The sequence below is a fragment of the Streptomyces sp. NPDC033178 genome (assembly GCF_055577685.1).
Genome location: NZ_JBVIPT010000009.1, coordinates 172899 through 185975, shown reverse-complemented (window position 1 = coordinate 185975; position 13077 = coordinate 172899). Strand labels below are relative to the sequence as shown.

The following is a 13077-nucleotide window of genomic DNA, read 5'->3' as shown; positions in this document are numbered from 1 at the left end:
GCCGGCAGCTGGGTCGTAGGTGGCTTGGCGGTGACCTCGGCTACCGCGCGGTGGCCGGGGCGCGGAGGTCGGGTTCGAGGCTGGGGCCCCGGACCTGTGGGCCCGGGGCGGGAGTCAGCCGGCGGCCGGGACCTGGGTCCTGAGCAGGGCCGGCAGTCGGGTGGTACGCGGCTTCGCGGCGGCCTCGGCCACCGCGCGCGGCAGTGCCTGATCCACGCCGTGGACCACGGAGAGGTGCTGCTCGGCGCGGCCGAAGGCGGTGTAGATCCAGGGCCGGGTGAGCGCCTGGGCGGCGTCCCCGGGCAGGACCACGACCGCGGCGGGCCATCGGGCGCCGACCGCCTGGTGCGCGGTGAGCGCCCAGCCGTGCCGCACGGCCTGCTCCACCCGCTCCTTCGGTATGACGACGGGGGCGCCCGCGCACTCCAGGTGCAGCCCGTCGGCGTCGGCCTTCACCACATGGCCCGGGACCGTGCGCCCCGGCGCGGGGGAGTACGCGATCCGGTCACCCGGGTCGAAGCCGCCGAAGCGGCCGGGGCCGGGGTTGAGCCGCTCCTTCAGCGCGGTGTTGAGCGCGCGGGTGCCCGCCGCGCCGCCGTGGCCCGGGGTGATCACCTGGGTCTGCTCGGTTGGGATCCCGATGGCCCGCGGCACCGAGTCCGCGATCAGCTGCACGGTCCGGTGGACCGCCTCTCCGGCGTCGCGCACCGGGACGATCACGACTTCCTTGCCGGGGGCCGCCACCTGGTTGAGCTCGCCGATGCCGATGCCCGAGACGAGCTCGCCGACGGGGCCGGGGTCGGGGGTCCGCGAGGCGACCTGCGGGCACGCGCGCGCGGCGAGCAGATCCGCGAAGACCCGGCCGGGGCCCGCCGACCACAGCACCCCGGGATCCCCGCTCAGCACGAGCCGGGCCCCGTCGGGCAGCGACTCCGCGAGCATCGCCGCGCTCTCCACGTCGAGCTGTGGCGCGTCGAGCACGATCAGGAGGTCGGTCCGCAGCATGCCGTCCGTGTCCCGTCCCGGGCCCTCGGCCCCGGAGAGCAGTCCGGCGACGGTGGTCACGGCCTCGGTGGTCGCGGCCTCGTGCGGTCCGGCACCGCCGGGTGACCCGGCCGTGCTGTCCTGTCGCCCGTCCGGTGCGGTCGCGCCTCGCGCTCCCTCCGCGGTGGCGAGCAGCGCGGCGAAGCGGTGGCGGCCGTCCGGGGTGTGGGCGGCGGTGCACACCCGCAGGCCGAGGGACCGGGCGACGGCGGCCAGGGCCGCCGGTTCCGCGCGGGACGCCTCGCCGCCGGTGTGCAGGACGAGGCCGTGGCCCGCGACCGCGCGGATCAGCTCGGCGGCGGAGCCGGTCGCTGCCGACTCCCAGTCCGCGGCCGAACCGTCCCCCTTGGGCAGTGAGTTGACCACCCGGGCGAGACCGTCGGCGAGGCTCTCCTCGGCGAGCGCGTACCGCTCAAGACCGATGAGGACGCGGACCGGACGCTCCGCCTCGCCCTCTTCGCCCTCGTCCGCGGAGGGCACGGGAGCCGGCGGCGCGCCGGGCTCGTCCAGCGCGTCCTGGAAGATCAGGGCGTCGCCCTCGGCGAGGGTGCTCTGCACGGCGGCATCGGGATCCGGCACCGAGCGCTGGGCGAGCGCCGCGTGGAGCGCCTGCGCCTCCAGGGCCGTGTGCCCGGCGAGGGCCGCCTGCTCCAGGAGCCATACCGTGACCGCCCGGCCCCGCCGCTCGTCGTCGGGACCGCACTCCGCGCCGAGCAGTGCCCGGGCGAACCCGTCGGCCTGCTCGGGCCTGACCCCGGTCACGCGCAGCAACTGCCAGGGGTCCTCGCGAAGTTGCGTGTCGGCCTCCTCGCCGAGGACCGCGGCGACCTGTGCGGCCAACGCTTCCGGGGCGCCGCCCTCGACGAGCACGGCCCGAACGGTGTCGACGGCCTCGGAGGCCACCGGCGCGGGTGCGGCGGAGGGCATGGCCTGCGGCTGCCGCACCGGCTCCGGCGCGGACCTGCGCGGCGCGGGCTCCGGCTCGGTGAAGACGCTCGCCGGGGGCTTCTCCCCGCTCTCCACCGCCCGTACGGCGGCGAGCAGATCGGCGGCCTTGCCGCTCAGGCGCGCCCCGGCCTGGACCGGCCCCTCCTTCTCCGCCTTCCGCCGCTCGATCCGCTCCCGCAACTCCCGCTGCGCGGCCAACTCGGCCTCGGCCTCGGACAACTGGGCCGCGGTGTCGGCGGCGGTGCCGTCGCCGGAACCGCCGTCCGCGGCGGGACCTCCCGACTCCGGCGGCCCGCCGTCACCGCTGTCTGCGTCCGTTGCGTCCGTTGCGTCCGCCGCGTCTGCGGCGGCTTCGTCGCCGGGGCCGGCAGGCACGTGGCTTACCTCCGCGGAACCCCCGTCGTCGGCCCCCGGCCCGGCCCCGGGCCCCCCGGGCTCCGGGCCGGTCACCGGCTCGGTTTCCTCCGCGGCAGCGGGATCCGTGGTCACAGCGTGCTCCAGTCGTGATCGGGATAGTGGTGCACGGGCGCTGACACATCGTCGAGCGCTCGGCAGATCTCGTCAGGAAGACTAAGGGTCTCCACTGACAACGCGGCCGTGAGCTGCAGCGCGTTGCGCGCGCCTATGATCGGGGCGGCCACGCCGGGCCGGTCGCGGACCCAGGCGAGGGCCACCTGGAGCGGGGTCACCGCGAGGCCGTCCGCGGCCGTCGCCACCGCGTCCACGATGCGGCTCGCCGCGTCGTCCAGGTACGGCGCGACGAACGGCGCCAGCTGGTCCGACGCACCCCGCGAGTCCGCCGGCGTCGAGTGCCGGTACTTGCCCGTCAGCACACCCCGGCCCAGGGGAGAGGACGGCAGCAGACCGATGCCCAGGTCCAGCGCCGCGGGCAGCACCTCGCGCTCGACACCGCGCTGCAGCAGCGAGTACTCCATCTGCGTGCTGGCCAGCCGCGTGCGTGTCCCGGGCGCCGCGAGCTGCCAGGTGGCCGCCTTGGCGAGCTGCCAGCCGCAGAAGTTGGAGACCCCGGCATAGCGCGCGCGGCCGCTGCTGACAGCGATGTCGAGAGCCTGCAGGGTCTCCTCCAGCGGCGCCTCGGGGTCGAAGGCGTGGATCTGCCACAGGTCCACGTAGTCCGTGCCGAGCCGGGCCAGTGAGGCGTCGAGCGCGGACAGCAGGTGCCCCCGCGAACCGTCGAAGCGCCGGTCCGGATCCGGCACGCTCCCCGCCTTCGTCGAGATCACCAGATCCCGGCGCGGCACCAGACCCTCCATGAGCTGCCCGAGGAGGTACTCGGCCTCCCCGTCCCCGTACACGTCGGCCGTGTCGACGAGGGTCCCGCCCGCTTCCCAGAACCCCTTCAACAGGTCCGCGGCGTCGTGCTCGTCGGTGTCCCTGCCCCAGGTGAGGGTGCCGAGTCCGATGCGGGACACGCGAAGGCCGGTACGGCCGAGATGCCTCTGCTCCATGTGGGCTGAGATTACTGGCCAGAAGTCGGTGTGTGGGGCCCTGTGGACAACCGGGATCACATGATCCCCAACCCGTTCCCTGCCACTGGGCCCAGCGGCGCGCTAGGGTGCCGCACAAGGGACGTTACTGATCAGTAAGGGGAATCGGCCATGCAGCTCGGGATCAACCTCGGCTACTGGGGTGCCGGAATGGACGCGGACAACCTCGCCGTGGCCAAGGAGGCCGACCGGCTGGGCTACGCGGTCTGCTGGGCCGCCGAGGCGTACGGATCGGACGCGGCCACCGTGCTCACCTGGGTCGCCGCCCAGACCGAGCGCATCGACGTCGGCTCGGCCATCTTCCAGATCCCGGCCCGCCAGCCCGCGATGACGGCGATGACGGCCGCCACCCTCGACTCGCTCTCCGGCGGCCGCTTCCGCCTGGGCCTCGGCGTCTCCGGACCGCAGGTCTCCGAGGGCTGGTACGGCGTCAAGTTCGACAAGCCGCTGGCCCGCACCCGCGAGTACGTCGAGATCATCCGCAAGGCCATGACCCGCGAGCGCCTGTCGTACGAGGGCACGCACTGGACCCTCCCGCTGCCGGGCGGCCCGGGCAAGCCGCTGAAGCTGACCGTGCACCCGGAGCGCGAGCACATCCCGCTCTACATCGCCGCGATCGGCCCGAAGAACCTGGAGCAGACCGGCGAGATCGCCGACGGCGCCCTGCTGATCTTCCCGTCCGCCGACCACCTGGAGGACACCGCGATCAAGCACCTGCGCGCGGGCCGCGAGAAGGCCGGGCTGACCATGGACGGCTTCGACGTCTGCCCGACGCTGCCGCTGGCACTGGGCGAGGACAAGGACGTACCGGCCCTGGCCGACATGTTCCGCCCGTACACCGCGCTCTACGTGGGCGGCATGGGCAGCCGCAAGCAGAACTTCTACAACCAACTCGCCCAGCGCATGGGCTACGAGAAGGAAGCGGCCGAGATCCAGGACAAGTACCTGGCCGGCGACAAGGAGGGCGCGGCCGCCGCCATTCCGCAGCAGCTCATCGACCAGACCACGCTGCTCGGCTCCGTGGACCGCATCGCGGACCGCATGAAGGCCTACGCGGCCGCCGGGGTCACCACGCTGACGCTGGCCCCCGCGGGCTTCACGCTGGACGACCGGATCGCCTCGCTCCGGGCCGGGACCGACGCCCTGGAGCGGGCCGGACTCGCATAACACCGCCCGCGGCGGGACGGGAGAGGTTCAGCGGCCGTGGTGGGGGCTCGGGGGGTCTTCCCCGCCACGGCCGTCACGGAGAACAACGCGCCACGGCCCGCTCGGTTACGCGCCTCTCATACCCCTCGCGTCCACCGTTCGGCGGAATTGTCCGACACAGGTGTTGCCGCACCCCTGGCTGCCCATTTGACTCGTTCTTTGCGGAGTCCCGCACAGAGGCGGGAGCTCGCATGGAGGTGGCACACATGCTTTCGGCCAAGAGTCTTTTCCAGGAGATCGTCGACAACGACGAGTCGTTCCGGCTCTTCTGTTCCATCGCCGCCAGCGGGGAGACCCAGGGAGGCTGGGAGAACGCGCGGATCGCGGCCCTCGTCCCGGAGAGCGAACGCGCCCTTGCACCCAAGATCACCCGGCACGGCGCCGACGAGGACAAGCACGGGCGGATCTTCAACGCGCTGATGAAGAAGCGGGGCGTCACACCCGTGGAGGTCCCGCCCGAGACCGACTACACGATGCTCCTGGAGAAGCACGGCATCGGCCTCGCCCACGACAAGCTCAAGCGCGACGAGCCGCTCACCGTGCAGGACATCGTCACCTACCTCTCCCACAGCAGGGTCACCGAGCAGCGCGCCGCGGACCAGATGGTCATGCTGCGCAAGGACTTCGGGGACCATCCGGAGATCGGCAAGGCCGTGCGCCTGATCTCCAACGACGAGGACAACCACCTCGCGTACTGCCACGAGGAACTGCTGCGCTTCGCGGCCGCGGGCCACGGCCGGACCATCCAGCGGACCCTGCGCGAGTGCGCGCTCGCCGAGATCGGCATCTACCGGGACGTCAGCCTCGCCGTGATGGCCCACATGGGGCGCATTCTCGGCTGGTCGAAGCCCAAGGCGGCGGTGCTGGCCGCAGGCATCCACGCCATGTACCTGTACGAGCGGTTCTTCGGCTGGCGGCGCATGGTCTCGTTGACCATGCCCGAGCGCCGCGACGCCCTGGGAGGCCCGGCCTCGACGGCTCCCGAGTTCGCGTGAGCGTGGCCCACGCGCGCGTGCTGCCTCGTACGCGGCACGCGCGCGTGGAGCCCGACAGCGCGACTACAGCCAGCCGCGCCGCTTGAAGAGCCGGAACAGGAGCACTTCGAGCACGGCCATCAGCAGGATGACCGCCGGATAGGCCCACACCCAGTGCAGCTCCGGCATGTGGTCGAAGTTCATGCCGTAGATCCCCGCGATCATCGTGGGGACCGCGGCCATGGCCGCCCACGCGGAGATCTTCCGCATGTCGTCGTTCTGCCGCACGCTCATCTGCGCCAGATGCGCCGACAGGACGTCCGAGACCAGCCGGTCCAGGCCCTCCACGGACTCGTTCACCCGGGTCAGATGGTCGCTGACGTCACGGAAGAAGGGCTGCGCCTTGGTGTGGACGAACGGCACCCCCGGGCCGGAGACACCCGATCCCGCGAGGCGGCTCAGCGGCACGGCCAGCGGCCCGGTGGCCCTGCGGAACTCCAGGATCTGCCGCTTGAAGGTGTAGATCCGCGACGCGGTGTACCGGGAGCCGCCGTCGTTCGGCGAGAACACCTCCGCCTCGACCTCCTCCAGGTCGGTCTGCAGCTCGGTCGCCACCTCCAGATAGTGGTCGACGGTGTCGTCGGCGATCGAGTAGAGCACCGCCGTCGGGCCGAGACGCATCATGTCCGGGTCCTGCTCCAGACGGCGTCGTACGGCCTTGAGCGGCGAGCCCTCGCCGTGCCGCACGGTCACCACGAAGGAGTCGCCCAGGAAGATCATGAGCTCCCCGGAGGAGACGGCGTCGCTGTCCGGCTCGTACGTGACCGGCTTCAGTACCACGAACAGGGAGTCGTCGTACACCTCCAGCTTGGGCCGCTGGTGCGCTTTCAGGGCGTCCTCGACCGCCAGCGGATGCAGCCCGAACTCCTCGGTGACGAGATCGAACTCCCGCTCGGTCGGCTCGTACAGCCCGATCCACACGAACGCGTTTCCCGAGGCACGAGCGGCGTCCAGGGCGTCCGAGAGGTCTTCGGGGCCCTCCGTCCGGTGCCCGTCGCGATAGATGGCGCAGTCGACGATCACGGAGCGTATTCTCCCGTCGCCTGGGACCCGGCGCACTCGGGCCGCGGCCTAGGCTGGGCCGCATGCCCACCTTGATCCTCGTCCGGCACGGACGTTCCACCGCCAACACCGCGGGACTGCTCGCCGGGTGGACGCCCGGCGTGGCCCTCGACGAGCGAGGGGCCGCGCAGGCCGCCGCGCTGCCCGGGCGCCTCGCCGAACTGCCGATCGCCGAGGTCGTCAGCAGCCCCCTGCAACGCTGCCAGGAAACGATTCGGCCGCTCCTCGACGCCCGGCCCGAACTGCGGGTCCACTCCGACGACCGGATCGGGGAGGCCCACTACGGCGACTGGTCCGGGCGCAAGCTCGCCGAACTGTCCGGCGAGCCGCTGATGGAGGTCGTGCAGTCGCACCCCTCCGCCGCCGCCTTCCCGGGCGGCGAGTCGATGCGCGCCATGCAGACGCGGGCCGCCGAGGCGGTACGGGAATGGAACGCGCGCGTGGAGCGCGATCACGGCGGTGACGCGGTATACCTCATGTGCTCGCACGGCGACATCATCAAGTCTCTTGTCGCGGACGCCCTCGGTCTTCATCTGGACCTCTTCCAACGGATCTCCGTAGAACCGTGTTCCATCACCGCGATCCGTTACACACGACTGCGGCCGTTTCTCGTTCGCCTCGGCGACACCGGCGATTTCACGTCGCTCGCGCCGCGCGAGGAACCCCCGGCCGGTGACGCCACGGTCGGGGGCGGTGCGGGCGCACCGTGATCGTCGGCCGCAGTAGGGTGAAGCGGTCGAAGAAGCGCAGCAGTTGTCAGCAGCAGACGCAGTCGACGGCAGAAGCAGTCGATCGATCCAATGGAGACAGGACGTGTCCCGTCAGGTGTTCCTCTACGACCCGCCGGACCGTTTCGTGGCCGGCACGGTCGGGCTGCCAGGGCGCCGTACCTTCTTCCTGCAGGCCTCCTCAGGACCCAGGGTGACCAGTGTGGCCCTGGAGAAGACGCAGGTCGCGGCGCTCGCCGAACGGATGGACGAGCTTCTCGACGAGGTCGTACGCCGTACCGGGGGCAGCGCTCCCGTCCCGGCGATGGCCCCGACGGAGGTCTCCGACACCGCCCCGCTCGAAGCCCCCGTCGAGGAGGAGTTCCGGGTCGGCACCATGGCGCTGGCCTGGGACGGTGACGAGCAGCGCATGATCGTCGAGGCCCAGGCGCTCGTCGAGCTGGACGCCGATTCGGAGGAGGACCTCGCCGAGGCCGAGGAAAGGCTCCTGCAGGACGAGGAGAACGGTCCGCCGATGCTGCGGGTCCGCCTCACCGGCGCCCAGGCCCGTGCCTTCGCCAAGCGCGCCCTCGACGTCGTGAACGCAGGCCGGCCGCCCTGTCCGCTGTGCAGTCTCCCGCTAGACCCGGAAGGACACGTATGTCCGCGCCAGAACGGATACCGCCGCGAAGCGTGACCACGGCCGAGCTGCTCGCCGAGGGTGAGCTTTCCGTGCGCGGACGCATCCGTGAGGCCTCCAACGCGGTGCTGCTGTGCGACGTGACGTACGAGGGACGGAAAGCTTCCTGCGTCTACAAGCCGGTCGCCGGCGAGCGCCCGCTGTGGGACTTCCCCGACGGGAACCTCGCCCAACGGGAGGTCGCCGCCTACGAGGTGTCCGAGGTGACCGGCTGGGGGCTCGTCCCGACCACGATCCTGCGCGACGGGCCGTACGGCGAGGGCATGTGCCAGCTGTGGATCGACCCGGTGTCCGAGGGCGCGGAGCTGCTCGCGCTGGTCGACGGCGAGGAGCCCGGTGAAGGCTGGAAGGCCGTCGGATTCGCCGAGGTCGGCGAGGGGCGCACCGCGCTGCTCGTGCACGCCGACGACGAGCGGCTGCGCAGGCTTGCCGTGCTCGACGTGGTGATCAACAACGGTGACCGCAAGGGCGGGCATCTGCTGCCCGCGCCCGAGGGCCGGCTGTTCGGGATCGACCACGGGGTCACCTTCAACGCCGAGAACAAGCTGCGGACGCTGCTGTGGGGCTGGGCGGGGGAGAAGCTCACCCCCGAGGCCGTAGAGGTCCTGGAGCGGCTCAGGGGTGCCCTGGACGGGACGCTGGGCGTGCGTCTGGGGGAACTGATCACCGCGGCCGAACTGGACGCCACGCGCGCGCGTGTGGCCGGCCTGCTCACCTCCGGGCGGCATCCGGAGCCCTCGGGGGAGTGGCCCGCGATCCCGTGGCCGCCCGTCTAGCCGAGGGCGCACACCGCGGTTCCGTACGCAAGAAGGCCTTCCCGGCCATCTGGCCTGGTCCGGTTCGTATACGGAACATCCGTCCGGTTAGGCTCAAGACATGCATGCCTGGCCCGCTTCCGACGTCCCTGCCCTGCCCGGCAAGGGCCGCGACCTCCGGATCCACGACACCGCGACCGGTGGTCCTGTGACCCTCGACCCCGGTCCCGTCGCCCGTATCTACGTCTGCGGCATCACTCCGTACGACGCGACCCATCTGGGTCACGCGGCGACCTACAACGCGTTCGACCTCGTTCAGCGCGTGTGGCTCGACACCAAGCGGCAGGTTCACTACGTCCAGAACGTGACGGACGTCGACGATCCGCTGCTGGAGCGCGCCGCACGGGACAACGTCGACTGGGTCTCCCTCGCCGAGAAGGAGACGACCCTCTTCCGCGAGGACATGACCGCCCTGCGGATGCTGCCCCCGAAGCACTACATCGGCGCCGTCGAGGCCATACCCGGCATCGTCCCGCTGGTCGAGCGGCTGCGGGACGCGGGTGCGGCGTACGAGCTCGAAGGGGACGTCTACTTCTCCGTCGAGTCCGACCCGCACTTCGGCCGGGTGTCGAACCTGGACGCGGCGGCGATGCGGCTGCTGTCCGCCGAGCGCGGCGGCGACCCGGACCGTCCGGGCAAGAAGAACCCCCTCGACCCGATGCTGTGGATGGCCGCCCGCGAGGGCGAGCCCAGCTGGGACGGCGCCTCGCTCGGGCAGGGCCGGCCCGGCTGGCACATCGAGTGCGTCGCGATCGCCCTCGACCACCTGGGTATGGGCTTCGACGTGCAGGGCGGCGGCTCCGACCTCGCCTTCCCGCACCACGAGATGGGCGCCTCCCACGCGCAGGCGCTGACCGGCGAGTTCCCGATGGCCAAGGCGTACGTGCACGCCGGCATGGTCGCGCTCGACGGCGAGAAGATGTCCAAGTCCAAGGGCAATCTCGTCTTCGTGTCGACGCTCCGCCGGGACGGGGTCGACCCGGCGGCCATCCGGCTCGCCCTGCTCTCGCACCACTACCGGGCCGACTGGGAGTGGACCGACCAGGTGCTCCAGGACGCCCTCGCGCGCCTCGACCGCTGGCGGGCCGCCGTTTCGCGGCCCGACGGCCCGTCCGCCGAGGCAGTCGTCGAGGAGATCCGCGAGGCCCTCGCGAACGACCTGGACGCGCCGGCCGCACTCGCGGCCGTCGACCGCTGGGCCGTGCTCCAGGCCGAGAAGGGCGGTACGGACGAGGGCGCCCCCGGCGTCGTCTCCCGTGCCGTGGACGCCCTGTTGGGCGTGGCCCTCTAGCAACGCCGGGCGCCGGACGGGTCGTTGCCCGTCCGGCGCCCTCTGTGCGGTGGGTCGTCCGTCTTGCTGCTGGGTGCTTCTTGTTCGCGATGACGGCCTACTTGTTCACGATGACTGCCTGGAGCGTGTTGCTCGTGGAGTCGTAGATCCCGATGACCTGTTGGCCGAAGGCGAAGGCCTCCTGGACCTCGTCGTGCGTCACCTGGTTCGGGTTGACCAGCGGACGCCAGTCCTGGTTGATGTACAGGTAGAGGATCGACGGCTGGCCCGGCAGCGGTGTGACGACGTCCCAGAAGTGCTCGGCCACACCGCTCGTCAGCGCCGCGGCCTCGACCGCGCTGCGCACGATCAACGGCTGGCCCTGCTCCTGCCCCTGCTGTTGCTGCTGCCCGCCGAGCTGGTGAAGCAGCTGCTGGAACGGCTGCTGCTGGCCGAGCTGCTGGAGCTGCTGCTGCAGGTGCTGCGGAATCTGGTACTGCGGGTGCTGGGGAATCTGCTGCTGGCCCATGCCCTGCTGACCGATCCCCTGCTGTCCGATCCCCTGTTGTCCGAAGGGCTGCTGCTGGCCCATGCCCTGCGGGCCGAACGGCTGCTGCATCTGCTGTCCGAAGGGCTGCTGTTGCTGCTGCCCGAACGGCATCTGCTGGCCGTAGCCCTGCTGCTGGCCCTGCCCCTGCTGCGGGGGAGCCGTGCTCGGGCCCTGCTGCTGACCTTGCCGGCCCTGGTGTTGGCCCTGCTGCTGGCCCTGTTGGCTCATCTGCGGGGTGGTGCTCATGCGGGTGCCACCTTCCCTCAATTGTCGAGCGATGGTTGGTCGTTGAGCAATGGTTGGTGTTGTGCGGGACGGCCGGTCCGAGGAAGAACGGTCGGTCGCGTCAGCCCGTGACGACCAGGCCGACGATCTCGTCGTCCGAGAACCAGACACGTACGTCGGGCCGTCCGCCCGCGAAGGCGGAGTGCACCGCCTGGCGGATCTCGGCGGACGGGTTGTTCAGGCTCCGCCAGCCGCCGGCCACGAACAGCCGGAGCCTGGGCGGGAGTTCACGGGGATACGGCAGCAGCTCGTCCCAGTACCGCTCGGCCTGGCCCGAACCGACCGCCTCCGGCAGCAGATGGGCGACCGCCGCCTTGATGTCGGGCCGGTTGCCGATCCGCTGCGACGCGGGCCGGCCCGGCGCGTCCTGCTGCGGGGAGCCCGTGGCCCGCAGCAGCCGGCGCGCCCGCTCCGGGGCCATCGGTTCCTGGTCGACCGCCCTGAGCATGCCCTGCAGCGCGGCAAGGGCGCCCACCACCACCGGGGAGGCGGACGAGGTCCCGGAGAACGTGTCGGTGAACCAGGCCATCTCCTCGGCGCCGCCCTGCAGATCACCGGGCTTGTCCCAGAAGCCGCCGGTCGTGGTGACCTCGCGGCCCCAGCCCTGCGCGTCCACCCGCGCCCCGTAGTTGGAGAACGCCAGGCGCGAGCGGTCCGGGCCGTGGTCGCGGCCGTGGGTCCCGGGCGGCGGCGCGCCCGCGCCGACCACGATCGCGCCGGAGGACTGGTTGGACGGGTTGAACGGATTGCGCCACCACTCAGGGAACTCGTCGGGCCGGCGCTCGTACACCGCGTCGTCCAGGGACTCCCCGCCGTTGCCCGCGGCCTCCACCACCAGGACGCCCTTGGCGGTCGCGTACCGGATGGCCGCGAAGTCGTCCGGCCACCATTCCAGGGCGATGTAGCCGCGCTGGTCGTCGCGCACCGCGAAGTCGAACCGCGGCCCCGGGCTGTGCAGTTCGACCAGGATGATGTCCCCGGCGCCCAGCCGGTCGGCCGCCGCGTGGATCGCGGCCGCGGAGCCGATGCCGTGGAACGACGCGGCGGCGGTCACCGTGTCCGGCACGATGCCGGTGATGCCGTACTCGTTGCGGTCGCCGCCGATCACACCGATGACGGCGGTGCCGTGGTTGCGCCAGGCCAGGTCCTGGATCGGGGTACCGACCACGACACCCGCGAGTTTCGCGGCCAGGTCCTCGTGGCCTAGCTGCCAGGCGCCCTCCACGTCGATCACGGTGACGCCCTGGCCGGAACCGCCGGGGCGCTGCCAGGCCCAGTGCGCGTCCACGCCCTCGGGCGCGGGGCGCAGATAGCCCTGGCGGCTGGTGAAGTCGGGTGTGACGGGGGCGCCTTCCTTGCGCCGCCGGCTCTCGTCGGTGCTGTGTCCCACGGACCCCACCGAGGCCGGTACGGCACCCGGTTTCACGTACGCGGTGGCGATCTCCGGCAGTGCCGCGATCCGCGAACGCAGCTCCTGGGCCCGGCTCTCGACGCCGCGTACCCGGTAGAAGAGCCCGAGGTCGGGCAGCGTCTCGGCGCCCGGGGCCGAGGGCTGGGCCGCCGACTGCAGGCGCTCCTCGCTGCCGAACAGCGGTTGGAGGGCGAGCTGTTCGTCGCTGAGGAACATGTTCAGTGCCGACACGTCGGCGCCGGCCGCCGAACGGACCCCTTCGGCCTCGGCGCGCAGCCGGGCCTCGGGCCGTGCGACGACGATCAGTTCCTGCTCGGCTCCTCGGTAGGTGAATCCCGCTCCGTCGGGCCCTGGCCCGGACGCTCCCGGGCCCTGCGCGGGCTGTGCCTGGTCGGTCATCGCGTGCCGCTCCCTTCGGTCCGTGCAAGTGCAAGTGCAAGGGCTTGTGCGGGTGCTGGAGTTGTCGAGAGTCGTGCCTCCGGTCGGTGTCCTCCGGGGCACACCTTGCTCCTCCCGGACCGACTAGTCCACCCCCGA

At 72.0% G+C, this 13077-nt stretch carries 11 protein-coding genes; 6 read left to right on the top strand and 5 right to left on the bottom strand.

Features of this window, described 5'->3' with window-relative positions; all coding sequences use genetic code 11:
- Positions 1–114: 114 nt before the first annotated feature.
- Positions 115–2481, bottom strand: a complete 2367-nt coding sequence (locus ACZ5VQ_RS23365; protein WP_469106543.1) for a helix-hairpin-helix domain-containing protein — start codon at positions 2479–2481, stop codon at positions 115–117.
- Entirely contained in the window at positions 2478–3461 is a 984-nt protein-coding gene (locus ACZ5VQ_RS23360; protein WP_362077680.1) for an aldo/keto reductase, read from the bottom strand. The genes ACZ5VQ_RS23365 and ACZ5VQ_RS23360 overlap by 4 nt, the downstream gene beginning before the upstream one ends.
- A 150-nt stretch (positions 3462–3611) precedes the next feature.
- On the opposite strand from ACZ5VQ_RS23360, the gene ACZ5VQ_RS23355 reads away from it, so the two are divergent.
- Positions 3612–4667: an LLM class F420-dependent oxidoreductase gene (locus ACZ5VQ_RS23355; RefSeq protein ID WP_055613322.1), complete on the top strand. Its 1056-nt coding sequence runs from the start codon at positions 3612–3614 to the stop codon at positions 4665–4667.
- Positions 4668–4912: 245 nt separating this feature from the next.
- Complete coding sequence (locus ACZ5VQ_RS23350) at positions 4913–5701, top strand: ferritin-like domain-containing protein (RefSeq protein WP_469106542.1); 789 nt, start codon at positions 4913–4915, stop codon at positions 5699–5701.
- Positions 5702–5764: 63 nt separating this feature from the next.
- Here the strand turns inward: ACZ5VQ_RS23350 and corA are convergent, their stop codons facing one another.
- Positions 5765–6763, bottom strand: a complete 999-nt coding sequence (gene corA / locus ACZ5VQ_RS23345; RefSeq protein WP_469106541.1) for a magnesium/cobalt transporter CorA — start codon at positions 6761–6763, stop codon at positions 5765–5767.
- A gap of 62 nt (positions 6764–6825) precedes the next feature.
- On the opposite strand from corA, the gene ACZ5VQ_RS23340 reads away from it, so the two are divergent.
- The 4 genes from ACZ5VQ_RS23340 to mshC all read left to right on the top strand — a co-directional run bounded on the left by ACZ5VQ_RS23340 (position 6826) and on the right by mshC (position 10315).
- Complete coding sequence (locus ACZ5VQ_RS23340; RefSeq protein ID WP_200399320.1) at positions 6826–7512, top strand: histidine phosphatase family protein; 687 nt, start codon at positions 6826–6828, stop codon at positions 7510–7512.
- Between the two features lie 103 nt (positions 7513–7615).
- Positions 7616–8206, top strand: coding sequence for a DUF3090 domain-containing protein (locus ACZ5VQ_RS23335; protein WP_055613325.1), 591 nt, complete (start codon positions 7616–7618; stop codon positions 8204–8206).
- Entirely contained in the window at positions 8170–8985 is an 816-nt protein-coding gene (locus ACZ5VQ_RS23330; RefSeq protein WP_469106540.1) for an SCO1664 family protein, read from the top strand. The genes ACZ5VQ_RS23335 and ACZ5VQ_RS23330 overlap by 37 nt, the downstream gene beginning before the upstream one ends.
- A 100-nt stretch (positions 8986–9085) precedes the next feature.
- Positions 9086–10315, top strand: coding sequence for a cysteine--1-D-myo-inosityl 2-amino-2-deoxy-alpha-D-glucopyranoside ligase (mshC, locus tag ACZ5VQ_RS23325; protein ID WP_469106539.1), 1230 nt, complete (start codon positions 9086–9088; stop codon positions 10313–10315).
- Between the two features lie 97 nt (positions 10316–10412).
- Here the strand turns inward: mshC and ACZ5VQ_RS23320 are convergent, their stop codons facing one another.
- Together ACZ5VQ_RS23320 and ACZ5VQ_RS23315 are read right to left on the bottom strand one after the other, a co-directional pair.
- Positions 10413–11090 (bottom strand): hypothetical protein, encoded by a 678-nt coding sequence (locus tag ACZ5VQ_RS23320; protein WP_469106538.1) that lies wholly within the window; start codon positions 11088–11090, stop codon positions 10413–10415.
- A gap of 100 nt (positions 11091–11190) precedes the next feature.
- A complete protein-coding gene (locus ACZ5VQ_RS23315) occupies positions 11191–12939 on the bottom strand; it encodes a S8 family peptidase (RefSeq protein ID WP_469106537.1) in 1749 nt (582 codons plus the stop codon).
- Between the last annotated feature and the right edge of the window lie 138 nt (positions 12940–13077).